Origin of the sequence: Rhodanobacter sp. DHB23 (assembly GCF_014842975.1) — a bacterium.
Taxonomy (GTDB): Bacteria; Pseudomonadota; Gammaproteobacteria; order Xanthomonadales; family Rhodanobacteraceae; genus Rhodanobacter_A.
This window is the reverse complement of sequence record NZ_JACYXK010000019.1, coordinates 42,447-68,940: the sequence shown is the minus strand read 5'-3', so window position 1 is coordinate 68,940 and position 26,494 is coordinate 42,447. Positions and strand designations below refer to the sequence as shown.

Below are 26,494 nucleotides of genomic sequence, written 5' to 3'. Positions count from 1 at the left end.
CATGAAGAACGTCGCCGTCCTCGGCGCAACCGGCTCGATCGGCGCCAGCACGCTGGACGTGATCGCGCGGCACCCGGACCGCTTCCGTGCCAGCGTGCTGAGCGCGCACCGCAACGTGGCCGCGCTGGCCGCGCTGTGCGAGCGCTTCCGCCCCGCCCTGGCGGTGATCGCCGATCCCGCGCTGGAAGGCGAGCTGGCGCGCCGGCTCGCCGCTGCCGGCGTGCATTGCGAAGTGGCCAGCGGCCAGCCTGCGCTGGCCGCCGCCGCGTCCGGCGCCTCATGCGACATCGTGGTGGCCGCCATCGTCGGCGCCGCGGGGCTGGACTCCACCCTCGCCGCCGCGCACGCAGGCAAGCGCCTGCTGCTGGCGAACAAGGAGTCCATCGTGCTGGGCGGCCCGCTGCTGCTGGAGGCGCTGCGCACCGGTGGCGGCGAGCTGATCCCGGTCGATTCCGAGCACAACGCGATCTTCCAGTGTCTGCCCGGCGGCCGTCCTGACCTGGCCAGGAGTGGCGTGCGCCGGCTCGTCCTCACCGCCTCCGGCGGCCCGTTCCGCGGCCGCTCGCGCGCCGACCTGGCCGCGGTGACGCCCGAGCAGGCCTGCAAGCACCCGAAATGGTCGATGGGCCGCAAGATCTCGGTGGACTCGGCCACCCTGATGAACAAGGGCCTCGAGGTAATCGAGGCGCACCACCTGTTCGGCGCGCCGGCCGCGGCGATCGACGTGCTGGTGCACCCGCAGAGCCTGGTGCACTCGCTGGTGGAGTACGTGGACGGCTCGGTGCTGGCCCAGCTCGGCAACCCGGACATGCGCACCGCCATCGCCCACGCCCTGGCCTGGCCGGAACGCGTCGAGGCCGGCGTGCCCGCGCTGGACCTCGCCACCGCCGGTGCGCTGCAGTTCGAGGCGCCGGACCTGGACACCTTCCGCTGCCTTGCCCTCGCCTTCCAGGCGCTGCGCGCCGGCGGCGACGCCCCCGCGATCCTGAATGCGGCGAACGAGGTGGCGGTGGAAGCCTTCCTGGCCGGCACCCTGCCCTTCCTCGCCATCGCCGAGGTGGTGGAGGCCGTGCTCGCGGAACTGCCGGCGCAGGCCGTGGTCGATGTGGAGTCCCTGGTCGCGCGCGACGGTGAGGCGCGGGCCGCGGCCTGGCGCCAGCTGCGGCGGGCCTGCTGACTTCCCTGTTATCCTGTCCACGATAGATTCCTGCCTCGGCGTTTGATGACTTCCTTCTTCGGCTCGGTGTTCTGGTTGCTGGTCACGCTGGGCGTGCTGGTGACCTTCCATGAGTTCGGCCACTACTGGGTCGCGCGCCGCTGCGGCGTCAAGGTGCTGCGCTTCTCGGTGGGTTTCGGCAACGCGATCTGGAGTCGCATCGGCCGCGACGGCTGCGAATACCGGATCGCCGCGATCCCGCTGGGCGGCTACGTCAAGATGCTGGACGCGCGCGAAGGCGTGGTGCCGCCGCAGTTCCGCGATCAGGAGTTCACCGGCCAGCCGGTGTGGAAGCGCATCCTGATCGTGCTGGCGGGGCCGGGCTTCAACCTGATCTTCACCGTGGCCGCGCTGTGGCTGATGTTCATGCTGGGCCGGCCCGACACGGCGCCCGTCGTCACCGCCCAGCCGCAGAGCATGGCGGCCGCGGCGGGCATCCGGCCGGGCGACCGCATCCTCAGCATCGGCGGCCGCGACGTGACCACCTGGAGCGATTCGCTGGATGCGGTGGACAACGCCATGCTGGATCGCAGCCCGTTGCCGCTGACCGTGCGCGATGCCGCGGGCACGCAACGGCAGCTGGTGTTGCCGCTGGACAAGCTGCCGCCCGGCCAGACCATCGACCAGTACGGCACGATCCTGGGCCTGGAACTGGCGCCCCCTCCCGCGCTGGCCGCCACCGTGCTGCCCGGCCAGCCCGCGGCGCTGGGCGGCATGCAGGCGGGCGACCGCATCCTCAGCATCGGTGGCAAGCCGGTGCCGGATTACGACGCGGTGGGCAAGCTGGTGCGGCAGGACGCGGTCGCGTCGCCGCAGCTGGCGATCGTGGTCGAGCGCAACGGCAAGACGATACCGCTGCAGGTCGTGGCCAAGCACGAATCGCTGCAGGGCCAGCCGCCGAACTGGGTGATCGGCATCGGCGCACAGCCGCCGGAAGCCGCCACGCTGCGCTATGGCCCGCTGCGCGCGCTGCGCGAAGCGCTGGTCGGCACCTGGCACGACCTCGCACAGACCTTCGGCATGGTCGGCAAGATGCTGGGCGGCGAGGCCTCGCCCAGGAACCTGTCCAGCGTGATCGGCATCGCCCAGATCGCCAACGCCACCGCCCAGATGGGCCCTGCGTGGTTCCTGTGGTTCCTCGCCACGGTGTCGCTGAGCCTGGCGGTGCTGAACCTTCTGCCCATCCCCATCTTGGATGGCGGGCACCTGCTGTATTACCTTATCGAGTTGCTCAAGGGCAGCCCGCTCAGCGAACAGGCCATGGTCATCGGCCAGTACATAGGATTCGTGCTGCTGTTCAGCCTGATGGGCTTGGTGTTCTACAACGACATCCATCGCCTGCTGTTGTCGTGACGCCGACGACCCGCCCCCACGGTTCGACGACGCCACATCGGGTGCCCTCGCGGGCGCTTGTCTTTTCTCGCGTCGGGGCGCAACCCCGGCGCGTGCCTTGATCGGGCCGGCGGCCTGATCGAAACCACCCACCGGAACCGACGATGAAGCGTATCGCCGCCCTGCTGCTGCTTGCCTCCCTCTCTGCCAAGGCGCTCGCCTTCGACCCGTTCGTCATCTCGGACATCCGCATCGACGGCCTCACCCGCATCTCCGCGGGCACCGTGTTCAACTATCTGCCGGTCAGCCGCGGCGACCAGATGACCGACGCCATGGCGCAGCGGGCGGTTCGCGCGCTCTACCAGACCAAGTTCTTCAGCGACGTGGAGCTGGAGCGCGACGGCAACATCCTGGTCATCAAGGTGGTGGAACGCCCCTCGATCGCCAAGCTGACCATCCGCGGCAACAAGGACATCAAGACCGAGGACCTGCAGAAGGGCCTGAAGTCGATCGGCCTGGCCGAGGGCGAGACCTTCGACCGGCTGGCGCTGGACAACGTGCAGCAGGAGCTGATCCACCAGTACTACAACCGCGGCAAGTACAGCGTCTCGGTGATCCCGCACGTGGTGAAGCTGGACCGCAACCGCGTGGCGATCGACATCGAGATCCGCGAAGGCCAGGTGGCGAAGATCAAGGAGATCAACATCGTCGGCAACCACGCGTTCACCGACAAGGCGATCCGCGACGACTTCGAGCTGGGCACGCCGAACTGGATGTCCTGGTACTCCAAGAACGACCAGTACTCGCAGGAGAAGCTCTCCGGCGACCTGGAGAAGCTGCAGTCCTACTACATGAACCGCGGCTACGCCGACTTCGGCGTCGACTCCACCCAGGTGTCGATCGCGCCGGACAAGCAGTCGATGTACATCGCCGCCGACGTGAAGGAAGGCGATGTCTACAAGATCGCCGACGTGAAGCTGCTCGGCACCCTGGTGCTGCCGGAGAGCACGCTGCGCCAGCTGGTATTCGTCAAGCCGGGCGAAGTGTTCAACCGCAGCGCCATCGAGGCCAGCACCAAGTCGATCAAGGCGCTGCTGGCCAACATCGGCTACGCCTTCGCCAAGGTCACGCCGTATCCCAAGCTGGACAAGGACAAGCGCACCGTCGACCTCACGCTCTACATCGAGCCGGGCCAGCGCGTGTACGTGCGCCGCGTGATCTTCCAGGGCAACACGCTCACCGAGGACAACGTGCTGCGCCGCGAGATGCGCCAGCTCGAGGGCGCCTGGTACTCGCAGGCCATCATCGACCGTTCCAAGAACCGCCTGCAGCAGCTGGGCTACTTCAAGAAGGTCGACGTCGACAAGAAGAAGGTGCCGGGTTCCGACGACCAGGTGGACGTCACCGTCAAGGTCGAGGAGCAGTCCGCCGGCAGCCTGCAGTTCGGCATCGGCTACTCGCAGTACTCGGGCATCATCCTGTCCGCCTCGGTGTCGGAGCGCAACCTGTTCGGCAGCGGCGACACCGTGTCGGTGGGCGGCGAGCGCAGCGCGTACTACACCCGCTACAACGCCAACTACTACAACCCCTACCTCACCGACAACGGCGTGGGCATCGGCTACAACCTCACCTACTCGAAGACCGACTACAACAACGTGGACAACGGCGAGTTCGCCGACTACTCCACCAGCCAGCGCGCGTTCTCCACCTACCTCGGCATCCCGATCACCGACTACCAGAGCCTGCGCGCCGGCATCGGCCTCAGCAGCAACAAGGTCAACTCCATCCCCGGCTACACGCCGCAGCAGCTGATCGACTACCAGGACGAGATCGGCCACTACACGATCCATTCGACGATCGGCACCTTCGGCTGGAGCATGAACACCCAGAACGGCTACTGGGCGCCCACCCGCGGCGGCCAGCTGTCGTTGAACAGCGAGGTGGGCCTGCCCGGCTCCACCGTCAAGTACTGGAAGCTGAGCGGCCAGGCGGACCACTACTGGCCGGTCGGCGGCGGCTTCGTGCTCTACCTCAAGGGCTTCCTCGGCTACGGCAAGACCTACGGCCAGAACGGCATCAGCGACAGCGACCTCGAAGCGTTGCAGAAGGCCAGCCTGGCGGCCGACCCGACGCACATCGTCACCGACATGCGCAACGACTTCCCGTTCTGGGACAACTTCTACTCCGGCGGCGTGAGCGACGTGCGCGGCTTCCAGGACAACACCCTGGGCCCGCGCCTGTGCGGCGGCAGCGGCACGATCGCCGCGAGCAGCGGCAGCTACTGCAACAACAGCTACTACAACTACGCACAGCCCGTGGGCGGCGCGATGAAGGTGCTGGGCACGGCCGAGCTGTACCTGCCACTACCCTTCCTCAAGGACGTCAACACCGCGCGCGTCTCCTGGTTCGTGGACACCGGCAACGCCTACGCGAACTGGGGCAGCTTCTCCGCCAGCACGCTGCGCGCGTCCACCGGCCTGTCGCTGCACTGGCAGTCGCCGATGGGCCCGATGATCATCAACTTCGCGTTGCCGTTCCGCACCCAGCCGGGCGACGGCTACTACGAGGAGCGCATCCAGTTCACCTTCGGCTCCACGTTCTGACCGGAAGCGAACCTCCGCACGGCGAAAAGCGCGGCTTGCCGCGCTTTTCGCGTTCTGGCGCCAGGAGCCTGCGCGACGGGAAGATCCGGGGCGGGCCTTGCGGCCCGGATGATTCCTGCCGCGCCGGCCCCCGGGCCGATACAATGGCCGACCCGCCGAGGAGCCCACCTTGAGCCAGCCACCCAGCCACACCCTCGCCGAACTGGCCGAACGCTTCGGCCTGCGCATGCGCGGCGACGGCAACCGCCGCATCGACGGCATCGCCACGCTGGCGAACGCCGGCAACGGCCAGCTGGCCTTCCTTTCCAACAGCAAGTACGCCGCGCAACTGGCCGCGACCGGCGCCGGCGCGGTGATCCTGCGCGAGGAGAACCTCGCCGACTGCCCGGTCGACGCGCTGGTCGCCGCCGATCCCTACGTGACCTACGCCAAGATCGCCGCACTGTTCGAACGCCTGCCCGCCAGCGCGCCCGGCATCCACCCCAGCGCCGTGGTGGACGCCAGCGCAAGAGTCAGCGCAGGCGCGAGCGTCGGCCCGTGCTGCGTGGTCGAACGCGGCGCCGTGGTCGAGGACGGCGCCGTGCTCGGCCCGCACTGCATCGTGGGCGAAGGCTGCACGGTGGGCGCGCAATCGCGGCTGGTGGCGCGCGTGACGCTGGTGACGCGGGTGACGCTGGGCAGGCGCGTGCTGGTGCATCCCGGCGCGGTGATCGGCTCGGACGGCTTCGGCCTCGCCTTCGAACGCGACCACTGGGTGAAGATCCCCCAGCTCGGCGGCGTGCGCATCGGCGACGACTGCGAGATCGGCGCGAACACCACCATCGACCGCGGCGCGCTGGACGACACCGTGCTGGAAGAGGACGTGCGGCTGGACAACCAGATCCAGATCGCCCACAACGTAACCATCGGCGCGCACACCGCGTTGGCCGGCTGCGCCGCGGTGGCCGGCAGTGCGAAGATCGGCCGTTACTGCATGATCGGCGGCAACGCCGGCGTGCTGGGCCATCTGGAAGTGGCCGACCGGGTTACCATTACCGCCAAGAGCCTGGTCACGCATTCGATACGCGAACCCGGCGAGTATTCCTCCGGCACACCGCTGCAGGACAACCGCAGCTGGCGCAAGAACGCCGCCCGCTTCAAGCACCTGGACGATTTCGCGCGCCGGCTCGCGGCGCTGGAGAAGGACAAGAACGATGAGTGATGCCCCCGCCCCCGTGACCCTGCCGGTGAACGTGGAACAGATCCAGCAGTTGTTGCCGCACCGCTATCCGTTCCTGCTGGTGGACCGTGTGGTCGAGCTGGTGCCCGACCAGAGCGTGGTGGCGTTGAAAAACGTCACCATCAACGAACCGTTCTTCAACGGCCACTTCCCCGGCCACCCGGTGATGCCGGGCGTGCTGATCGTGGAGGCGATGGCGCAGGCGGCCGGCCTGCTCACGCAGATCAGCAACCGCATCAAGGGCAATACCGGCAACCCGCTGTTCTACCTGGTCAAGGTGGACAACGCGCGCTTCAGCGCGCCGGTGGTGCCGGGCGACCAGCTGCGGCTGGAGGTCTCGGTGAAGCGCGTGATGCGCGGCATGGGCCTGTTCGCCGCACGCACCCTGGTGGATGGCAAGGAAGTGGCGAGTTGCGAACTGATGTGCGCGGCGAGGTCGGACAAATGATCCACGCCACCGCGCAGATCGACCCGTCGGCCAGGATCGGCGCCAACGTCAGCATCGGCGCCTACAGCGTGATCGGCGCCGAGGTGGAAATCGGCGACGGCACGGTGGTCGGCCCGCACGTGGTGATCGACGGTCCGACGAGGATCGGCCGCGACAACCGCATCGCGCAGTTCGCCTCGCTGGGCGGCAATCCGCAGGACAAGAAGTGGAAAGGCGAGCGCACCGAATTGGTGATCGGCGACCGCAACCTGATCCGCGAGTTCGTCACCGTCAACCGCGGCACCGGCGAAGGCGGCGGCATCACCCGCATCGGCAACGACAACTGGCTGCTGGCCTACGTGCACGTCGCGCACGACTGCCAGATCGGCAACCACGTGGTGTTCTCCAACTACTCGGCGCTGGCCGGCCACGTGGAAATCGGCGACTGGGTGATCATCTCCGGCTACGCCGGCGTGCACCAGTTCGGCAAGGTGGGCGCGCATGCCTTCATCGCGATGGGCTGCCTGGTCGGCGCCGACGTGCCGCCGTTCCTGATGATGGCGAACGAGCAGACCGGCCGCCCGCGCGGCATCAACAGCGAAGGCCTGAAGCGCCGCGGCTTCGACAGCACGCGCCTCGCCGCGATCAAGCGCGCCTACCGCACGCTGTACATGGCCGGCCTGTCGCAGGCCGAGGCGCGCGAGCAGCTCGCCACGCAGGCGCAGGACAGCCCCGACGTGCGCGCGATGCTGGATTTCATCGAGCGCAGCGAGCGATCGCTTGCCCGATAAGCGTCGCCGATATGCGCCCCGCATATCGGCAAATCAGGCACGGGCCTTTGCTCCTGCTCCAAGCATGACCAACACACAGCCACATCTCATTGCCCTCTTGGCCGGCGAAGACTCCGGCGACCAGCTCGGCGCCGACCTGATCGCCGCGTTGCGCGCCCGCTACCCGCTCGCCCGCTTCGTCGGCATCGGCGGCAAGCGCATGCAGGCGCAGGGCTTCGAGTCCTGGTACGACATCCACGAACTGTCGCTGTTCGGCTTCGCCGAGGTGGTATCGCACCTGCCGCGCCTGCTCAGGCTGCGCAGGGAACTGGTCGCCCGCCTGGTCGCCGCGCAGCCGGCGCTGGTGGTCGGCATCGACGCGCCGGACTTCAACCTGGGCGTGGAAGAGCGGCTGCGAAAGGCCGGCCTGCGCACCGTGCACTACGTCAGCCCTTCGGTGTGGGCGTGGCGCGAAAAGCGCGCCGGGAAGATCGGCCGCTCGGCCGACCGCGTGCTGTGCCTGTTCCCGATGGAGCCCGCGATCTACGCGAAGCACGGCGTCGATGCGCGCTTCACCGGCCACCCGCTGGCCGACCGCTTCCCGCTGGTGTCCGACCGCGCCGCCGCGCGCGAGGCGCTGCAGCTGCCGCAGGGCGTGCCGGTGCTGGCCGTGCTGCCCGGCAGCCGCGGCAGCGAGCTGGCGCGCCTGGGCGAGCTCTTCCTCGACGCCGCGCGACGCGTCGCCGCCGCCCTGCCCGGCCTGCGCGTGGTGATACCCGCCGCCAACCCGCGCATGCTGGAGTCGCTGCGCACCCTGCTCGCGAGGATGCCGCAGGACGCCCACGCGCCGCTGCTGCTGGATGGCCATGCCCACGAAGCCATGCAGGCCGCCGACGTGGTGTTGCTCGCCTCCGGCACCGCCACGCTGGAAGCGATGCTGGCCAAGCGCCCCATGGTGGTGGGCTACCGCGTCTCGCCGGCGAGCTATCGCATCGCGAAGCTGCTGCGCATGCTCAAGACCGACGTCTATGCGCTGCCCAACATCCTCGCCCGCGCCTGCGGCATGGGCGAACGCGCCATGCTGGCGCCCGAGCTGATGCAGGACGACTGCACCGCCGCGAAGCTCGCCGATGCCGTGCTCGCGCTGTTCAACGACAGCGAGCGCCGCGGTGCCATCGTGGCGGCGTTCGAGCATCTGCACCGGGCCTTGCGGGTGGACCTGGATGGCAGCGCGGCGGATGCGGCGGCAGGGGCAATCGCGGAGTTGCTGGAAGCACCTTCCTCCCACTCCCCGCCGGGGTGAGGGTTGGGATGAGGGGCGGGTGCCCGCGCTGAAGCTGCATCGAAGCGCGCTTCGAACAACATGGCCGCAAGCCTCGCCTCCCCCTCTCCTCAATCCTCTCCCGCAGGCGGGAGAGGAGGCGAACGTGCCTTGCGGTTTCGCTCCATCGACACCTCTGCAGCCAATGAGTACTTCGACTTTGCCAAACCAGGTTTTTTTAAGAGCGGGGGTGGACGAAGCCGGCCGCGGCCCGCTCGCCGGCCCGGTGGTGGTGGCCGCGGTGATCCTCGACCCCATGCGCCCCATCGCCGGCCTCGACGACTCCAAGAAACTGAGCGAGAAGAAGCGCGAAGCGCTGTTCCCGCAGATCGTCGAACGCGCCCTGGCGCATTGCATCGTGGTGGTGGAAGCGGAGGAGATCGACCGCCGCAACATCTTCCAGGCCACCATGGCCGGCATGAGCCGCGCCGTGGCCGGCCTCGCGCCGGCCGCGCAGGAAGCCCTGGTGGACGGCAACAAGCTGCCCAAGGACCTGCCCTGCCCCGGCCGCGCCATCGTGGGCGGCGATGCGCTGGAACCGGCGATCAGCGCCGCGTCCATCCTCGCCAAGGTCACCCGCGACCGGCTGATGGTGGCGCTGGAGGCCGTCCACCCGGGCTACGGTTTCGCCGTGCACAAGGGCTACCCCACGCCAGCCCACCTCGCCGCGCTGCAGGAGCTCGGGCCCTGCGTGCAGCACCGGCGCAGCTTCGCGCCGGTACGCCGGTTGCTCGATCAGGGCGTGCTGTCCTGAGAGCCTACCCACGCCCCGCGGGTGATGTGGCGATCGTGGACAGGCCGCGCGGATCCCACCGGCACGCCTGCCCGTGCGAAACACCGCGCCGGAAAAGGGGAACAGTGCGCAAAAATCGCATGCAACCTTCCCCCGATCGGGCGCATCATAGTCACCGGGATCATCGCCCGCATGGACGCACCGGCCATGCCGACGGCAAGCACTGCCACCGCATGGCCATCCGCGCCAACGAACCGCAGGAGCCGTGCCATGATGCTTCCGATCGATCGACTGTCCATCGAGCCGACGCCGCCCGGCTCCCCTTCGCCTGCCGGCAAGATCGCCACCGCTGCCGACACCGACGGCAACCCGACCCCGCCGCACTCCGACTACAACCACCAGCCACTGTTGGTGAGCGGCCTCGAGCATTACCTGAAGCCCGAACAGGACGAACGTTTCCACGTGAGCTGAGGCGACGCCGCGCCTCCCGTGCGAACATCGTTTCCCGGAAGCGGCGGGTACCGATCCGCATGCCGGCCGCCATGGCCGGCCACTACAGGGAGAGAACGGATGCGCGCAATGATTGCCCTGCTCTGCGGTCTGCTGGCCAGCACCGGCCTCATGGCCGAGGCAAAACCGGGCGACCTGCCGCCCGACCTGCTGGGCCGGACCCTGGACGGGCAGACCGTCACGGCATCCGCGCTGCATGGCAAGGTGGTGGTGCTCGGCTTCTGGGCGACCTGGTGCAAGTACTGCATGAAGGAGATGCCCATACTCGCCGGGTTGCAGACCCTCGCGACCGACCGCCGCCTCCCGCTCCAGGTCGTCTACGTCAACAGCAAGGAAGACCGCCCGGTCTTCGTGCGTGCCTCGCGGGTCCTCAACAGGCGCATGCCCGGGCTGCTGATCACCTGGGACGAGCACGGCAGCATCGGCGAGCCCTACGGCGCCAGCCGCATGCTTCCGGTCATGGTGCTGTTGCACAAGAACGGCAGCATCGCCGACATCCGGGTCGGCTATGGCGAAAGCGACCTGGACGAACTCGTCGCCGAGATCAACACCCTGATGGCCGAGGCGACGGCGCCCGCCGCAGACGTTCCGACCGGCGCAGCCACGCAGTGAATGCGCCGCGCCGCGCTGCCTTCCGGCGGAGCATTGCACCGGCGACTGTCAAGCTTGTGAGCAGGTCCCGCCACGGTTAGCCTTCCAAGGCTTGCCTGATGAGTCCGCATGTCCGCCCGCTTCGTCCACACCCACCTGCACAGCGAGTACTCGCTGGTCGATTCGACCATCCGCATCAAGGCGATGGTCGCCGCCTGCGCGCAGGCGGGCATGCCCGCGGTGGCGCTCACCGACGAATGCAACATGTTCGCGCTGGTGAAGTTCTACAAGGCCTGCCACGCGGCGGGAGTCAAGCCGATCTGCGGCAGCGACCTGTGGATCGGTGCGGCGGACGACCCGCGCCCGTGGCGGCTCACCCTGCTGTGCCAGCACCGCGAGGGTTACCTCAACCTGTCGCGCCTGGTCTCGCGCGCGTGGCAGGAAGGCCAGCACGGCGGCCGCGCCCTGGTCGAGTCCGGCTGGCTCACCACCACCACGACGGCTGGCCTGATCGCCCTGCTCGGCCGCGAGAGCGAGGTGGCGCGCATCGCGTTGGCGCAGGGCCATGACGCCGCGCTGGCGCGGCTGCGCCCGCTGGCGCGGCTGTTCCCGGAGCGCCTGTATCTCGAACTCGTCCGCTGCGGCCGCGAAGGCGAGGAGGCCTGGAACTCGGCCGCGCTGGCGCTGGCCGCCGAACTCGAACTGCCGGTGGTCGCCAGCAACGACGTGCGCTTCCTCAAGCGCGACGACTTCGAGGCGCACGAGGCGCGCGTCTGCATCCACCAGGGCCGCGTGCTGGCCGACCCCAAGCGCCCGCGCGACTACAGCGACCAGCAATACCTGAAATCCCCCGGGGAAATGGCCGAGCTGTTCGCGGACATTCCCGAGGCGCTGGAAAACACCGTCGAACTGGCCAGGCGCTGCAACCTCGAACTGGAGTTCGGCAAGTATTACCTGCCCGACTTCCCGGTGCCCGCGGGCTACGACCTCGACAGCCACATCCGCGAGCTGTCACGGCAGGGCCTGCAGGAGCGCCTCGCCGCCGCGCCGCTGGCCGCGGGCTACAGCCGCGCCGACTACGAGGCGCGGCTGGAACGCGAGCTGGACGTCATCATCAAGATGGGCTTCCCCGGCTACTTCCTGATCGTGGCGGACTTCATCAACTGGGGCAAACAGAACGGCATCCCGGTGGGCCCGGGCCGCGGCTCGGGCGCGGGCTCGCTGGTGGCCTGGGTGCTGAAGATCACCGACCTCGACCCGCTGCAGTTCAACCTGCTGTTCGAGCGCTTCCTCAACCCCGAACGCGTGTCGATGCCCGACTTCGACATCGACTTCTGCATGGACCGCCGCGACGAGGTGATCGACTATGTGTCGCGCAAGTACGGCCGCGACCACGTCAGCCAGATCATCACCTACGGCTCGATGGCGGCGAAAGCGGTGCTGCGCGACTCCGGCCGCGTGCTCGGCATGGGCTACGGCGCGGTGGACAAGATCGCCAAGCTGATCCCGTCGCGCCCGCTCGACCTCACGCTGTCCGACGCGCTGGGCCGCACGGAAAAATCGAAGAAGGAACCCGAGCGCGTCGTCAAGGAATTCTGCGAGCTGTACGAACAGGACGAGGACGAGGCGCGCCCGCTGATCGACCTCGCGCTGAAGCTGGAAAGCCTCACCCGCAACGTGGGCAAGCACGCCGGCGGCGTGGTGATCGGCCAGCAGACGCTCACCGAATACGCGCCGCTGTACTGCGAAGCGGGCGGCGGCGGCGTGGTCACCCAGTACGACAAGGACGACGTCGAAGCCGTCGGCCTGGTGAAGTTCGACTTCCTCGGCCTGCGCACGCTCACCATCATCGACTGGGCGGTGAAGGCGATCAACGCGCGCCGCGCGCAAGAGCGACCCCACCCGCCCTCCGGGCAGCTTCCCCAGCAAGCAGGGGAAGGAAATCCGCAGCAGCCTGCGGTTGCCTACGATCCCCTGGGCGAAGAGCCGCTGGACATCGCCAAGCTGCCGCTGGACGACGCCACCACCTACGCCGAGATCTTCGCCAAGGCGAAGACCGTGGCGATCTTCCAGTTCGAATCCTCGGGCATGCAGCGCATGCTGAAGGACGCCAAACCCGACCGCTTCGACGACCTCATCGCGCTGGGCGCGCTGTACCGCCCCGGCCCGATGGACCTGATCCCCAACTTCGTGGCGCGCAAGCACGGCCGCGAGGAGGTGGTGTACCCCGACCCGCGCGTCGAGCCGATCCTGAAAGAGACCTACGGCATCATGGTCTACCAGGAGCAGGTGATGCAGATGGCGCAGATCGTGGGCGGCTACACGCTCGGCGGCGCCGACCTGCTGCGCCGCGCGATGGGCAAGAAGAAAGTCGAGGAGATGGCGAAGGAGCGCGCCAAGTTCCGCGAGGGCGCGGCGAAGGACGGTGTGGGCGGCGACAAGGCAGACGAGATCTTCGACGTGATGGAGAAGTTCGCCGGCTACGGCTTCAACAAGTCGCACGCCGCCGCCTACGCGCTGGTCTCCTACCAGACCGCATGGCTGAAGGCGCACTACCCCGCCGAGTTCATGGCCGCGACGATCTCGTCGGACATGGACAACACCGACAAGGCGGTGACCTTCATCGAGGAATCCAGGGCGATCGGCCTCACCGTGCTGCCGCCGGACGTAAACGCCTCGGACTACATGTTCGTCGCCGTCGAACCCAAGGTCATCCGCTACGGCTTGGGCGCGATCAAGGGCGTGGGCCAGGGCGCCTGCGAGTCCATCGTCGCGGAACGCCAGCGCGGCGGCGCGTACAAGGACCTCGCCGATTTCTGCCGCCGCGTCGACCCCACCAAGCTCAACCGGCGCGTGCTCGAAGCGCTGATCCTCTCCGGCTCGCTGGACGCGCTGGCGCCCAACCGCGCCAGCCTGATGCTGCAGCTGCCGGACGCGATCAAGGCCGCCGAGCAGCACCTGCGCGACCGCCAGTCCGGCCAGAACGACATGTTCGGCGCCGCCATGGGCGCGTCCACGCCGGTGGTGCAGATCGAGCTGCCCACCGCGCCCGACTGGCCGCTGGAACAGAAGCTGCAAGGCGAGCGCGACACGCTGGGCCACTACCTCTCCGGCCATCCCGTCGATCCCTGGCGCGAGGAGCTGGCCCAGCTCGCCACCTGCCCGCTGGGCGAGATCGTCGACCGCTATCAGCCGCCGAAGCCGCGCAAGAGCGACGGCGACGACGGCAACCGCTTCCGCCGCGGCCCGGATACGCCGTGGACGGCCGCCGGCATGGTGGTCGCCGTGCGCAAGCGCGGCGACAGCGACGCCTTCGTGCGACTGGAGGACGGCACCGGCGCGATCGAGGTGAGCTTCTTCGGCGAGCTGTACCAGCAGGTCGCTCCGCTGCTGGTGCGCGACGAGATGCTGATCGTCGAGGGCGGCCTGCGCATCGACGAATTCTCCGGCGGCGGTTTCCAGATCCGCGCCAGGAGCGCCACCACCCTGGCCGACGCCTGCCGCCGCCATGCGCGCCTGCTGCAATTGAAATTGAACGGCATCGACGCCGGCTTCGCCGCGCAGTTGCGCCAGACCCTGGCCGGCTTCCGCGGTGGCCGCGCCAGCGTCACCCTGCACGGCTACCACAACGCCAACGCGCAGGCCGATCTCGAGCTGGGCGAGGAATGGCGCGTGGAAGCCATCCCCGACCTGCTGCGTGCGGTGCGCGCGCTGCCGGGCGTGCAGGCCGCCAGGCTGCGGCTGGTGCGTAGCGAGGGCTGAGGCCCATACGCCCCCGTCCACCCGTTTTCCGCGCGCCCGCTATACTTCCGCGCTTCCATGCCCTGAACCTCGGCGAATGAATCCCAACTTCCTCGAATTCGAACAACCCATCGCCGAACTCGAAGCGAAGATCGAGGAGCTGCGCCACACCAGCCACGGCCAGGCGCTGAACATCGACGAGGAAGTCGGCCGGCTGCGCGAGAAGCTCAAGCTCAAGACCAACGACATCTTCAGGAACCTCAGCCCGTGGCAGGTCGCGCAGATGTCGCGCCATCCGGCACGCCCGTACACGCTCGACTACATCGGCGTGATGTGCGAGGAATTCCACGAGCTGGCCGGCGACCGCATGTACGCCGACGACGGCGCCATCGTGGGCGGCCTGGGTCGCATCAACGGCCGGCCGGTGATGATCGTGGGCCACCAGAAGGCACGTGACACCAAGGGCAAGCTCCGGCGCAACTTCGGCATGCCGCGCCCCGAGGGCTACCGCAAGGCGCTGCGCCTGATGAAGATGGCCGAGCGCTTCGGCCTGCCCGTGCTCACCCTGATCGACACCATGGGCGCCTACCCCGGCATCGGCGCCGAGGAACGCGGCCAGAGCGAGGCGATCGCCCGCAACCTGCTGGAGATGGCCGACCTCAGGACGCCGATCATCTGCACCGTGATCGGCGAAGGCGGCTCCGGCGGCGCGCTGGCGATCGGCGTGGGCGACCGCACCAACATGCTGCAGTACTCGACCTATTCCGTGATCACCCCGGAAGGCTGCGCCACCATCCTCTGGCGCAGCGCCGAGCGCGCCAAGGACGCCGCCGAGGCGCTGGGCCTCACCGCGCCGCGCCTGCTGGAGCTGGGCCTGATCGACAAGGTGATCCGCGAACCGCTGGGCGGCGCCCACCGCAACCCGCGCTCGATGGCGATCCGCCTCAAGGCCGTGCTGATGAACCAGCTCGACGAACTCGCGGCGCTGCCTGTCGATGCCTTGCTGGAACAGCGCTACCAGCGACTGCGCCGCTACGGCGCGTTCCAGGAATAAGGCCCGTCCGAGGGTTGCTGCTCCCGACGCATGGCCGCGCAGCCGGAGCTACCATCGGCAGCACCATCACGCTGCCGGGAACCGCCATGGCCCACGACAAGCTCGCCGTGCTGATCGACGCCGACAACGCCCGCCCGGCCATCGTCGAGGGCCTGCTGGCCGAGGTGGCGAAGTACGGCACCGCGCACGTCAAGCGTATCTATGGCGACTGGACCAAGCCCGATCTCAACGGCTGGAAGGAGGCGCTGCTGCGCCACTCGATCCAGCCGATCCAGCAGTTCCGCTACACCGTGGGCAAGAACGCCACCGACTCGGCGATGATCATCGACGCGATGGACCTGCTCTACGGCGGCCGCTTCGACGGCTTCTGCATCGTCTCCAGCGACAGCGACTTCACCCGGCTCGCCTCGCGCATCCGCGAGTCCGGGCTCACCGTGTACGGCTTCGGCGAGAAGAAGACCCCCGAACCGTTCCGCACCGCCTGCGACAAGTTCATCTACACCGAGGTGCTGGCCGGCGTCGCCGAGGCCGAACCCGCGGGCGCGCCGAAACCGCGCTCGGCGAAGGAGCTGCGCGGCGACACCCGCCTGGTGAACCTGCTGCGCAACGCCATCGACGCCACCTCGGACGACGACACCGGCTGGGCGCAGCTCGCCCGCATCGGCCAGATCATCAGCAAGCAGTCGCCCGACTTCGACTCGCGCAACTACGGCTACGCCAAGCTCAGCGGCCTGATCAAGGGCATCGGCCTGTTCGAGACCGAAGAACGCCAGATCGGCAACGGCAAGCACCTCTACGTGCGCCCGCGCGCCGGCAAGAAGTGAGCGACGCACTGCGCGCACACCTGCGATCCGCCCTGGCCGACGCGGCACCGGCGCCATTGTGCGTGGCGTACAGCGGCGGCCCGGACTCCACCGCCCTGTTGCACGCGCTGGCGCAACTGCCCGAGGCGCGTGCATGCGGCCTGCGCGCGTTGCACGTCGACCACGGCCTGCACGCGGGCAGCGCGGCATGGGCCGCGCATTGCCGGCGCTTCTGCGCGGGTCTCGACGTGGACTGCGAAGCGGTGCACGTACAGGTCGAAACGCAGCGCGGCGAAGGCATCGAAGCCGCCGCGCGCCACGCGCGCTACGCCGCCTTCGAGAACCGCCTTCGCCCCGGCGAAATCCTGCTGCTGGCCCATCACCGCGACGACCAGGCCGAGACCGTGCTGCTGAAACTGCTGCGCGGCGCCGGGCCGGAGGGGCTGGGCGGCATGCGCGAACGCCGCCCGCTGGGCCGCGGCGCATTGTGGCGGCCGCTGCTGCGCGACATCACGCGCGCGCAACTGCGCGATTACGTCGCCCTGCACGGATTGTCCTGCATCGACGACCCGTCGAACGGCGACACCCGGCTCGCGCGCAACCATCTGCGCCACGAAATCCTGCCGCGCATGGCGGCGCATTGGCCGCAGGCGGTGGATTCGATCCTGCACAGCGCCGCGCTCAGCCGCGCCGCGGCCGACGCGCTGCGCGGGCGATGGCTGGCGGCCTTCGACACCCTGCACGACGGCACCCGGGGCAGCCTGGACGCCGCAGGCTGGCTCGCGCTCGAACCGGCGCTGCGGGAGCCGCTGCTGGCCCACTGGCTGCACGCACGCGGCCTGCCCGCGCCCACCACCGCGCAACGCACGCAGGTCGAACGCCAGTGCGGCGCGCGCCCCGGCCAGTCGCCCTGCATCCGCTGGCCCGGGGCGGAGGTGCATGTCTGGAAGGGGCGCCTGTGGTCGCGCGCGCCGCGGCCGGCCGTCGATCCATCCTGGCAGGCGCCTTGGCTGGGCGAGCCACTGGCGCTGCCCGACGGCGGGCAACTCGTGCTGCACGACGGGCAGGCACGCCTGTCCGCGCCGCTCACCGTGCGCCTGCGCCAGGGCGGCGAACGCATCCGGCCCGACGGCGACGCGCACACCCGCGAGTTGCGCGACCTGTTCCAGCAGGCCGCCCTGCCGCCATGGCAGCGCGGCGCCTGCCCGTTGCTGTACGAAGGCGGGACGCTGGTGGCCGTGGCGGATCGCTGGTGCAACACGCGCGGCGCGGCACTCTTCCGGCAAGCCGGCAGCCGGCCGTGCTGGCGGCCGGCAGCCTGAACGCCGCCGCGGTCCCGGCCAGGATCGTGGCAACGACGGCCAGGGCCGCCACCGCGATCATTGATTCCGTGCAGGGCCTGCGCTAGTTTTGCGGCCCATGGCCAAGACCGCTTCCACCGCCGCCAAGACGCCCCCGGCCGCCGATTTCGAGCACTCGCTGGACGAGCTCGAGCAACTGGTGGCGAAGATGGAAGGCGGCCAGCAGAGCCTGGACGAGTCGCTGGCCTCCTTCGAGCGCGGCATCGGCCTGTACCGCCATTGCCAGCAGGCGCTGGAGCAAGCCGAACTGCGCGTGCGCCTGCTGCTCGACCCCGAAGCCCCCGACCGCGCCGAACCGTTTGAACCCGAACACTGAACTGGGGCCGGCACTGCAAACGCTGATCCGCCGCGCCGAACAGGCGCTGGACGCGCGGTTGCCCGATGCCGGACAGCCGCCCGTCGAACTGCATCGCGCGATGCGCTACGCCGTGCTCGGCGGCGGCAAGCGCCTGCGCCCGTTGCTGGTCTATGCCGCGGCCCACGCGCTGGGCCGCGACGATGCCGCGCTCGACGCATCCGCCTGCGCGGTGGAACTGATCCACGCCTATTCGCTGGTGCACGATGACCTGCCCGCGATGGACGACGACGACCTGCGCCGCGGCCGCCCCACCTGCCACATCGTGTTCGGCGAGGCGATGGCGATACTCGCGGGCGACGCGCTGCAGGCGCTGGCCTTCGAGCTGCTCACCGTGCCCGATGCCGCGCCCGACCCCGCCGCCGGCATGCGCATGCTGCATGCCCTGGGCCGCGCCTGCGGCGCCGAGGGCATGGCCGGCGGCCAGGCGCTGGATCTCGCCGCGGTGGGCAGGAGGCTCACCCTGGCCGAACTGGAACACATGCACGCCTGCAAGACCGGCGCGCTGATCCAGGCCTCGGTGCAACTCGGCGCGCTCGCCGCCGGCGCGGACCACGCCACGCTCGCCGCGCTGGACCGCTACGCCAGCGCAGTGGGCCTGGCCTTCCAGGTGCGCGACGACATCCTCGACGTGGAAGGCGACTCCGCGGTGATCGGCAAGACCGCCGGCAAGGACGCCGCCGCCGACAAGCCCACCTTCCCCTCGATCATCGGCCTCGATGCCTCGCGCGCGCGGCTGGCCGAACTCACCGCCACGGCGCTCGACGCCATCGCGCCGCTGGGGCCACGCGGCGGACTGCTGGCCGAGCTGGCGCACTACGCCGCGCAGCGCCATCGCTGAAAACCGTCCGGCCGGTCTCCGCCATCGCGCCGGGGCCGGCCCGGAGAGCGACAGCCACAAGCTATGGGTCATCACAAACGAAAAGCCCGCATTGCCGCGGGCTTTTTCGTCTCGACATCGCAACGGCTCAGTTCACCAGCCGCAAGGCGAACGGGTAACGGAAGGCCGTGCCCTCGTTTGCCTTGATCGTGCCGACGATCACAAACACCAGCCACAGGATCACCAGCACCGCCAGCAGCAGGAACCCGATCAGCACGAAGCACAGGATCCACGACACCGCCGCCGCGATGGCCACAGTGATGTTGAAGTTCAGCGCCTCCTTGCCCTGGTCGTCGACGAACGGCATGGTGTCCTTCTTGATCAGCCAGATCACCAGCGGGCCGATGATGCTGCCCAATGGGATGACGAGGCCGACCAGCGCCGACAGGTGCGCGAACATCGCCCACTGACGCTCCTCGACGCTCGGTACACCATCCAGCGGATTGCCGCCGGGCGGCGGCGGTACGGCGGAATCAGGGGGAACGCTCATGCGCATCTCCTCGGTGCATCGAAAGTCGCCGGCCGATCGCCGGTAATCCGCATGCTAGCAAGCCAAACACCGCAAAGCCGCAAGAATTTGCCGGACTTACCCGCCGGCCACCGTCATCTTTTCCACCAGGATCGAGCCGCACAGGATGTGCGAGCGCGGGTCGACGTCCGCACCGACGGCGCGGATACCGGCGTACATGTCGCGCAGGTTGGCGGCGATGGTGATCTCCTCGACCGGGTAGGCGATCGCGCCGTCCTCCACCCAGAAGCCCGCCGCGCCGCGCGAGTAGTCGCCGGTGATGGTGTTCACACCCTGCCCCATCACCTCGGTGACCAGCAGCCCCGTGCCCAGCCGGCGCAGCATGCCGGCGAAGTCGCTGGCCTCGCCATCGGCCGCACCGGCCGTCACCTGCAGGTTGTGGATGCCGCCGGCGTTGCCGGTGGATTGCAGGCCCAGCTTGCGTGCCGAATAGCTGCCCAGCACGTAGCGCGCCAGCACGCCGCCCGTCACCAGGGCGCTGTCGCGCGTGGCCACGCCTTCCGCGTCGAAGTTGCCCGAGGCATGGCCGCGCTGCAGGTGCGGCTTTTCGTCGATGTGCAGCCACGCCGGCATGATCGCCTTGCCGGCATGGTCGAGCAGGAAGCTGGCGCGGCGATACAGCGCGCCGCCGCTCACCGCGCCGACGAGGTGGCCGACCAGCCCGCGCGCGATCTCCGGCGCGAACAGCACCGGGCATTCGCGCGTGGCGAGGCTGCGCGCGTCCAGCCGCGCCAGCGTGCGCTGGGCGGCCTTGTCGCCCAGTGCCTCGGCACTCATGAAATCGCCGGCGTCGCGCACGCTGTCGTACCAGTAGTCGCGCTGCATGCGCTCGCCTTCGCCGGCGATCAGCGACAGCGACAGCGAATGCCGCGTGCCGCGCTCGCGGCCAAGGAAACCGTGCGAGTTCGCGTATACCGACAGGCTCTCGCCGGCCTGCACGCCGGCGCCGTCGGAGTTGGCGATGCCCGCATGCGCGCGGCCGGCGTCCTCGATGCGCCGGCCCAGGTCGATGGCGCCCGCGGTGTCGATCGCCCACGGATGCCACAGGTCGAGGTCGGGGAAATCCCTGGCCATGCGTGCGGCGTCGGCCAGCCCCGCGGCGGGATCCTCCTCGGTGAACCTGGCGATGGCACAGGCCTGGTCCAGCGTGGCCTGGATCGAATCGGGGTTGAGGTCGGCGGTGCTGGCCGAGCCCTTGCGCTGGCCGAAGTACACGGTGAGTCCGAAACCGCGGTCGCGGGTGTGCTCCACCGTCTCCACTTCGCCCAGCCGCACGTTGACGTTGAGGCCGGTGTCGATGCTGGCGGCCACCTCGGCGGCGCTGGCCCCGGCCGCACGGGCGCGACGGATCACGTCCCCGGCGAGGTTGGCGAGGCGGTCCAGTTCCTCAAGGCTGCGGTCGGTGCGGGTGGCGATCTCGCTCACGGGAAACTCTCGGTCAAGTCAACGAACAGGATTCAAACGGGTAGAATGCACGATCCGCGCCGTGCCGTCTCCACATGGGGACGCCGCGGCCCACCCGCAACGCATCGCGGAGCAGCACATGTCGGTCGTCCCCGGCCTCTACCGCCACTACAAGGGCCAGCGCTACCGCGTGCTGGGCACTGCGCGCCACAGCGAGACGGAAGAACCGCTGGTGGTGTACCAGGCGCTGTACGGCGAACACGGCCTGTGGGTGCGCCCCGCGGCGATGTTCGCCGAAACCGTGACCGTGGATGGCGCGCGCGTGCCCCGCTTCGCGCTGGAACAGGCCGAACCCGGCCTGTTCGAACACCCGGGCCTGCTGGAAAACCCATGAACCGCAACTACACCGACGACCCCGACCACGACTACGGTCCCACCCGCACCCAGCAGCGCCGCGACGCGCTGGCCGTGCTGGAACTGGCCAACCAGCTGGTCGAACTGCCGCCGACGCGACTGGCGAAGCTGGAGCTGCCCGAGGACGTGCGCAACGAGATCGCCCACGTGCGCCGCATCACCTCGCACATCGCGCGCAAGCGTGAGCTGGCCTTCCTCGCCAAGCTGATGCGCCGCCACGACAGCGAAGCCTTCGACGCGGTACGCGCCGCGCTGGGCGAGAACCGCGATCGCCAGCGGCAGGAAACCGCCGCGATGCACCGCATGGAAGCGTTGCGCGAGCGCCTGCTGGGCGACGACGGCGATGCGGCGGCGTCGGAACTGATCGAGCGGCACCCCAGCGTGGACCGCCAGCACCTGCGCGCCCTGATCCGCCAGGCGCGCGTCGAGAAGGCCACGCCGAACAAGCCGCCGCGCGCGTTCCGCGAGCTGTTCCAACTGCTCAAGTCGCTGCAGGGCGACGAAGCGTAGGCGGCTTGTCCGGCTGGCCGCATGCGCTGGCCGGGTCGCGACGGCGGATCAAGCCACGCTGAGGCCTTCCACGCCCGCCATCACGCGATTGCGGCCGCCGCGCTTGGCGCCATACAGCGCGGCGTCGGCCTCGGTGCACAGGCGGCGCAGGTCGTGGCCGGCGACGTCGGTGAACGCCAGGCCGATGCTGGTGGACACCGCCACGACCACGCCGTCGAGTTCCACCGCGGTGGCTTCGATGGTGCTGCGGATGCGTTCGGCAATCGCCGTACCCTGCCCGCGCGAGCAATCCACCAGCAGGATGCCGAACTCCTCCCCGCCGAGGCGGCCGAACAGGTCGACGGCGCGCAGGTGCTCCTTGCAGGCGCCGACCACGCGGCACAGCACTTCGTCGCCCATGGCATGACCATACGTGTCGTTGATGCTCTTGAAATGGTCGAGGTCGATGATGGCCACGCAGGCCGCACCCTTCCGCTTCTCCAGCTGATGCAACATGCGCCCGGCTTCACCCATGAAATGCTGGCGGTTATAGATGGCGGTCAGGCCATCGAGGTGCGACAGCCGCTTGAAGCGCAGTTGCGAGTGCTTGAGCCGCAGCATCAACAGGGCGGCGAGACCCAAGGCCATGAGCAGCAGCACGAGGTAGAGCCGGTTGGCCTCGGCCGTCTTGGCGTCCAGTTTCTGCCGCGCGCGCAGCGCGGCGTTCTGCTCGCTCAGCCGTTCCGTATCCAGCTTCTGTGCCAGCACGTGCTGCTGCACTGCCTCGTAGGCCAGCGCACGTGCGTGGATGTCGTCGAGGTAGGCCTTGTCCAGCGCGGCGAATTTCTCGTGATAGTCGAGTGCTGTGGCGGCGTGCCCCTGCTTTTTCTCGATGCGGTAAAGCACTTCGTAGGCGTCTTTCAGCCACGCATCGATATCGCCCGACTTGTTCCTGGCGACCACGGCCAGCGCCGCCCGCTTGGCGGCATCGTCGTCGCCCAGGGCAGCCAGCGCCTGCGCCCTGCTGACCAGGGCCGACAACTTGGCTGGAACATAACCGTTGGTATCGAGGGAGGGTTCGATCCGGTCGAGCAGGGCCAGCGCCTTGCGCGGTTGCCCCCCATTCGCATACAAGTCGGCGAGCGTGGACATCAGGACCATGTTGTACACCGGCTCGCTGGCCGCCGGGCAGGCATCGAAAGCCTGTTGCAATTCCGGGGTGTCGGGCTTGAGCCGGTGGCCGTTGTAGAGCGCCGAGACCAGGAAGGCGGCGGAAGAGCACGAATCCTGCTTCTCTCCCGCTGGAGCGGCGGCCATTGCCATGCGCGCGTAATGCACGGCCAGATCGGTCTGCCCGGCCAGACCCAACGTACTCGACAGATACACCAGCAACAATGAACGGTTTTTCGCATCCGTCACCTTCGGCAAACGTGCCGTGAGGCGATTGGCCAGCTCGAATGCCTCCGGGTAGCGCCGGGTGAGCCCGAGCTGGCCCAACAACAAGGCGGATGCGTGATCGACCAGCGCCGGATCGCCAGAGTGCTGGATGATGTCCTGGAACAGGGCTTCCGACTTGGCGTAATCGCCTTCGTACATGGCCTGCCATGCATTCAATTGCTGCAGGTGCCACCACTGGTTCGGCGTCAACCGGGAAGCCTGCTGGTTGAGCTGGGCCAGCCGCTCGAGGAACCGCGGGTGATCCGTCAGTTGCAATTGAGCGGTCTGCTTGAGGAAGGCATCCGGATCGACGATGGGGGTCGAGGCGAGAACAACCTGCCAGCACAGGCCACTGGCAAGGCCCATGCCCGTGGCCCATCTCCGCAGGCTGCGCAACCACCGGGACATGAATCGCGCGTCCGCCAACGGTCAGTGCGATGAATCCCGCTTGTGGGGATGAGGCGGCGTATGGCCGGGCTGGCGACGCTCAGGCTGGTGAACGACTCCCTCGTCATCCTCGTCATCATCCCCGTGCCCGGGATCATGGGTCGGCGCCTGAGGCGTTTGCGGCGCCTGGTGAAGCCCCAGTTCATCGCGCAACGGTGCACCATCGCCTGCCACCACCGCCATGGTGAGTTCGACGCTCGCCTGCACCTGCTCCAGCACGCCCTTCAACTCATCCGCCGGCGCGTAACGCAGCGATGCATCGCTGCCGATGGCTTCCAGCAACTCGATCGTATCGGTCATGTGTCCCCCTGTCCCCTGATCGCATCGGCGCCATCGGCACCGCCCCCGAACCAGGCCATGGCGTCGGCCTTGGCCACCGAATCCAACGCCTGCAGGCCCTTCCAGCATGGCACGGTTCAGTTGCAAGGTCACGACGGGCGGGATCACCGCGGTTTTCCGACATGCCACGGCAACTTTGCCCAGTGTTCTTTTACCTGCTTGCAAGAGACCGAGAAGGGACAGGCCCTCCCAGCACATCATGCGCGTCAGGCCACCGCGAGATCTTCGACGCCGGCCATCACGCGGTTGCGGCCACCACGTTTCGCGCCATACAGCGCGGCGTCGGCCTCGCTGCACAGGCGGCGCAAGTCGTGGCCGGCGACATCGGTGAAGGCCAGGCCGATGCTGGTGGATACCGTCACGACCACGCCGTCGAGCTCCACGGCGGTGGCTTCGATGGTGGCACGCATGCGTTCGGCGATCGCCATGCCCTGTTCGCGCGAGCAATCCGTCAGCAGGATGCCGAACTCCTCCCCACCGAGGCGGCCGAACAGGTCGACGGGACGCAGGTGCTGCTTGCAGGCGCCGACCACGCGGCACAGCACCTCGTCGCCCATCGCATGGCCGTGGCTGTCGTTGATTCGCTTGAAGTGGTCGAGGTCGATGATGGCCAGGCAGGCCATGCCTTTGCGACGTTCCAGTTGATGCAGCAGGCGCCCGGCCTCGTCCATGAAATGTTGGCGGTTGTAGATGGCGGTCAGGCCGTCGAGGTGCGACAGCCGCTTGAAGCGCAGTTGCGAGTGCTTGAGCCGAAGCATCAACAGGGCGGCGAGACCCAAGGCCATGAGCAGCAGCACGAGGTAGAGCCGGTTGGCCTCGGCCGTCTTGGCGTCCAGCTTCTGCTGGGCGCGCAACCCGGCGTTCTGCTCGCCCAGCCTTTCCGTATCCAGCTTCTGCGCCAGCACGTGCTGCTGCACCGCTTCGTAGGCCAGCGCACGCGCGTGGATGTCATCGAGGTAGGCCTTGTCCAGCGCGGCGAATTTCTCGTGATAGTCGAGTGCGGCGGCGGTGTTGCCCAGCTTCTTCTCGACGCGGTAGAGCACTTCGTAGGGTTCTTTCAGGAACTCACCGAAGTCGCCGGATCGGGCTTGGGCAACGACGGCCAACGCCGCCTGCCTGGCGGCATCGTTCTCGCCCAGTTCGGCCAATGCCCACGCCCGATCCCCCAGCGCACTCAGCTTGTTGGGGACGTAGCCGTTGGCCTCGACGCTGGACTGGAGCCGGTCGAGCAGCGCCAGCGCCTCGCGCGGCTGCCCACCGTGCGCATACAGGTCGGCAAGCGTGAGCATGAGGTCAGTGTGGTACACCGGCTCCGAAGCCGCGGGACAGGCAGCCAGTGCCTGTTGCAGTTCCCGGCTGTCGGGCTGGAGCCTGTGGCCGTTGAAGAGCACATCGACCAGTTCGGAGACGGGATAGCACAGGTGGCCATCAACCGGAACGGCAGCCATCGCCATGTGCGCATAGTGCACTGCCAGATCGATCTGCCCGGCGGAACCCATCGCTTGCGACAGGTTCAGCAATAGCGCGAAGCGCACTTGGGCATCCGTAATCTGCGGCAGACGGGTTGCAAGGCGATCAGCCAGCTCGAACGCCTCCGTATAGCGGCGGGTAAGTCCATACTGGCTCAACAGCATGGACGACGCGCGATCCGCCAACCGCGAATTGCCGGAATGCCGGATGATGTCCTGAAATAGCGCTTCCGACTTGGCGTAGTCGCCTTCGTACATGGCTTCCCATGCATTCGAATAGCGCAGATGCCATCGCTGATCCGGCGTCAGCCCGGGCGCCTCTTGATTGAGCAACGCCAACTGCCGCAGGAAACGCGGATGATCCACGGTTGCCAGCACCTGGGTTTGCTCGATGAAGGCATCCGGGGTGGCAATGGCCACAACAGCGTAGGCCATCTTCCAGCACAAGCACCCCGCAAACGCCATTCCCGCAGGCCTGCGCCGCCGGCTGCCTCCCCACTGGACCATGTCGCGAGCCCGCCAGCCGTCAGTGCGAAGAATCTCGCTTGGGCTCCGGCGAGTGCTTGGGATGATGACGATCCGGCTGTGGAACGTCGCCTTCGCCGTCCTCATCGTCCCCGTGGCCAGGTGCATTCGACTGAGGGGTCTGCGGCATCTGCTGAAGCCCGAATTCATCCCGCAATGGCGCGCTGTCGCCCAAGGTTACCGCCGCCTTGAGTTCGGCACTCGCCTGCGTCTGTTCCAGCACGGCCTGCAACTCGCCGGCCTGCGCATAGCGCAGCGACGCATCGCTGCCGATGGCTTCCAGCAATTCGATCGTATCCGTCATGTCGTCCCCCTGCCCTTTTGATCGTACCGGTGCCTCACGGCGCCACCGGAACCAGACCACGGTATCGGCCTGAGCCGCCGTATCATGAATCTGCAGCCGCATCAGCATGGCACGGTTCGGTTGCGCAAGGTCACGACGAGGAGCCGAACGGCTTCTTCGGCGGCCAGAAGCGCTTTTGGCAAGCCCGTACAGGGTTGGGGACGCGCGGCCACCCGACGGGG

General features: G+C 68.5%; 24 protein-coding genes. 18 read left to right on the top strand and 6 right to left on the bottom strand.

The genetic code is table 11. The features are described from left to right. Nucleotide 1 precedes the first annotated feature (1 nt). The 16 genes from IHE47_RS02835 to IHE47_RS02760 all read left to right on the top strand — a co-directional run bounded on the left by IHE47_RS02835 (nucleotide 2) and on the right by IHE47_RS02760 (nucleotide 18,877). Complete coding sequence (locus tag IHE47_RS02835; protein WP_192104029.1) at nucleotides 2-1,177, top strand: 1-deoxy-D-xylulose-5-phosphate reductoisomerase; 1,176 nt, start codon at nucleotides 2-4, stop codon at nucleotides 1,175-1,177. A gap of 45 nt (nucleotides 1,178-1,222) precedes the next feature. Next, nucleotides 1,223-2,569, top strand: coding sequence for an RIP metalloprotease RseP (gene rseP, locus IHE47_RS02830; RefSeq protein WP_192104026.1), 1,347 nt, complete (start codon nucleotides 1,223-1,225; stop codon nucleotides 2,567-2,569). Nucleotides 2,570-2,712: 143 nt separating this feature from the next. Then, nucleotides 2,713-5,151, top strand: a complete 2,439-nt coding sequence (bamA, locus tag IHE47_RS02825; protein ID WP_192104024.1) for an outer membrane protein assembly factor BamA — start codon at nucleotides 2,713-2,715, stop codon at nucleotides 5,149-5,151. A gap of 169 nt (nucleotides 5,152-5,320) precedes the next feature. Next, nucleotides 5,321-6,352 carry a UDP-3-O-(3-hydroxymyristoyl)glucosamine N-acyltransferase gene (gene lpxD / locus IHE47_RS02820; RefSeq protein WP_225561580.1) on the top strand — a complete coding sequence of 344 codons (1,032 nt, stop codon included), beginning with the start codon at nucleotides 5,321-5,323 and terminating at the stop codon, nucleotides 6,350-6,352. Next, nucleotides 6,345-6,818 (top strand): 3-hydroxyacyl-ACP dehydratase FabZ, encoded by a 474-nt coding sequence (gene fabZ / locus IHE47_RS02815; protein WP_225561579.1) that lies wholly within the window; start codon nucleotides 6,345-6,347, stop codon nucleotides 6,816-6,818. Before lpxD ends, fabZ begins: the two co-directional genes overlap by 8 nt. Beyond that, the gene (lpxA, locus tag IHE47_RS02810; protein WP_192104023.1) at nucleotides 6,815-7,588 is read left to right on the top strand and encodes an acyl-ACP--UDP-N-acetylglucosamine O-acyltransferase; all 774 of its coding nucleotides are present in this window, start codon (nucleotides 6,815-6,817) and stop codon (nucleotides 7,586-7,588) included. Before fabZ ends, lpxA begins: the two co-directional genes overlap by 4 nt. Before the next feature lie 64 nt (nucleotides 7,589-7,652). Continuing rightward, nucleotides 7,653-8,870 carry a lipid-A-disaccharide synthase gene (gene lpxB / locus IHE47_RS02805; RefSeq protein ID WP_192104021.1) on the top strand — a complete coding sequence of 406 codons (1,218 nt, stop codon included), beginning with the start codon at nucleotides 7,653-7,655 and terminating at the stop codon, nucleotides 8,868-8,870. A gap of 163 nt (nucleotides 8,871-9,033) precedes the next feature. After that, nucleotides 9,034-9,642, top strand: coding sequence for a ribonuclease HII (gene rnhB / locus IHE47_RS02800; protein ID WP_192104019.1), 609 nt, complete (start codon nucleotides 9,034-9,036; stop codon nucleotides 9,640-9,642). Nucleotides 9,643-9,891: 249 nt separating this feature from the next. Continuing rightward, complete coding sequence (locus IHE47_RS02795; RefSeq protein ID WP_192104017.1) at nucleotides 9,892-10,092, top strand: hypothetical protein; 201 nt, start codon at nucleotides 9,892-9,894, stop codon at nucleotides 10,090-10,092. A 108-nt stretch (nucleotides 10,093-10,200) separates the two neighbouring features. Next, nucleotides 10,201-10,743: a TlpA disulfide reductase family protein gene (locus tag IHE47_RS02790; protein WP_225561578.1), complete on the top strand. Its 543-nt coding sequence runs from the start codon at nucleotides 10,201-10,203 to the stop codon at nucleotides 10,741-10,743. Nucleotides 10,744-10,851: 108 nt separating this feature from the next. Next, nucleotides 10,852-14,484 (top strand): DNA polymerase III subunit alpha, encoded by a 3,633-nt coding sequence (dnaE, locus tag IHE47_RS02785; RefSeq protein ID WP_192104013.1) that lies wholly within the window; start codon nucleotides 10,852-10,854, stop codon nucleotides 14,482-14,484. A gap of 76 nt (nucleotides 14,485-14,560) precedes the next feature. Next, entirely contained in the window at nucleotides 14,561-15,517 is a 957-nt protein-coding gene (locus IHE47_RS02780) for an acetyl-CoA carboxylase carboxyltransferase subunit alpha (protein ID WP_192104011.1), read from the top strand. An 86-nt stretch (nucleotides 15,518-15,603) separates the two neighbouring features. Next, entirely contained in the window at nucleotides 15,604-16,341 is a 738-nt protein-coding gene (locus IHE47_RS02775) for an NYN domain-containing protein (protein WP_192104009.1), read from the top strand. Further along, complete coding sequence (tilS, locus tag IHE47_RS02770) at nucleotides 16,338-17,642, top strand: tRNA lysidine(34) synthetase TilS (RefSeq protein WP_192104007.1); 1,305 nt, start codon at nucleotides 16,338-16,340, stop codon at nucleotides 17,640-17,642. The genes IHE47_RS02775 and tilS overlap by 4 nt, the downstream gene beginning before the upstream one ends. Before the next feature lie 97 nt (nucleotides 17,643-17,739). After that, a complete protein-coding gene (locus IHE47_RS02765; RefSeq protein ID WP_192104003.1) occupies nucleotides 17,740-17,997 on the top strand; it encodes an exodeoxyribonuclease VII small subunit in 258 nt (85 codons plus the stop codon). Beyond that, nucleotides 17,981-18,877 carry a farnesyl diphosphate synthase gene (locus tag IHE47_RS02760; RefSeq protein ID WP_192104001.1) on the top strand — a complete coding sequence of 299 codons (897 nt, stop codon included), beginning with the start codon at nucleotides 17,981-17,983 and terminating at the stop codon, nucleotides 18,875-18,877. Before IHE47_RS02765 ends, IHE47_RS02760 begins: the two co-directional genes overlap by 17 nt. Nucleotides 18,878-19,004: 127 nt before the next feature. Here IHE47_RS02760 and IHE47_RS02755 read toward each other — a convergent pair whose 3' ends face one another. Together IHE47_RS02755 and pmbA are read right to left on the bottom strand one after the other, a co-directional pair. Then, complete coding sequence (locus IHE47_RS02755; RefSeq protein WP_192103999.1) at nucleotides 19,005-19,406, bottom strand: DUF4870 domain-containing protein; 402 nt, start codon at nucleotides 19,404-19,406, stop codon at nucleotides 19,005-19,007. 96 nt (nucleotides 19,407-19,502) lie between these two features. Further along, entirely contained in the window at nucleotides 19,503-20,870 is a 1,368-nt protein-coding gene (pmbA, locus tag IHE47_RS02750; RefSeq protein ID WP_192103997.1) for a metalloprotease PmbA, read from the bottom strand. A 118-nt stretch (nucleotides 20,871-20,988) separates the two neighbouring features. Between pmbA and IHE47_RS02745 the strand changes: the two genes are divergently transcribed. Next, complete coding sequence (locus tag IHE47_RS02745) at nucleotides 20,989-21,243, top strand: DUF1653 domain-containing protein (protein WP_192103995.1); 255 nt, start codon at nucleotides 20,989-20,991, stop codon at nucleotides 21,241-21,243. After that, on the top strand, nucleotides 21,240-21,773 hold the full coding sequence (yjgA, locus tag IHE47_RS02740) for a ribosome biogenesis factor YjgA (protein WP_192103993.1): 534 nt from the start codon (nucleotides 21,240-21,242) through the stop codon (nucleotides 21,771-21,773). The genes IHE47_RS02745 and yjgA overlap by 4 nt, the downstream gene beginning before the upstream one ends. Nucleotides 21,774-21,821: 48 nt before the next feature. On the opposite strand, the gene IHE47_RS02735 is transcribed toward yjgA, so the two are convergent. The 4 genes from IHE47_RS02735 to IHE47_RS02720 form a co-directional block, all read right to left on the bottom strand. After that, nucleotides 21,822-23,555, bottom strand: a complete 1,734-nt coding sequence (locus IHE47_RS02735; protein ID WP_225561577.1) for a GGDEF domain-containing protein — start codon at nucleotides 23,553-23,555, stop codon at nucleotides 21,822-21,824. 63 nt (nucleotides 23,556-23,618) lie between these two features. Next, a complete protein-coding gene (locus IHE47_RS02730; RefSeq protein ID WP_192103991.1) occupies nucleotides 23,619-23,936 on the bottom strand; it encodes a hypothetical protein in 318 nt (105 codons plus the stop codon). Between the two features lie 245 nt (nucleotides 23,937-24,181). Beyond that, entirely contained in the window at nucleotides 24,182-26,056 is a 1,875-nt protein-coding gene (locus IHE47_RS02725; RefSeq protein ID WP_225561576.1) for a GGDEF domain-containing protein, read from the bottom strand. Then, nucleotides 25,971-26,381, bottom strand: coding sequence for a hypothetical protein (locus IHE47_RS02720; RefSeq protein WP_225561575.1), 411 nt, complete (start codon nucleotides 26,379-26,381; stop codon nucleotides 25,971-25,973). Before IHE47_RS02720 ends, IHE47_RS02725 begins: the two co-directional genes overlap by 86 nt. Nucleotides 26,382-26,494 lie beyond the last annotated feature (113 nt).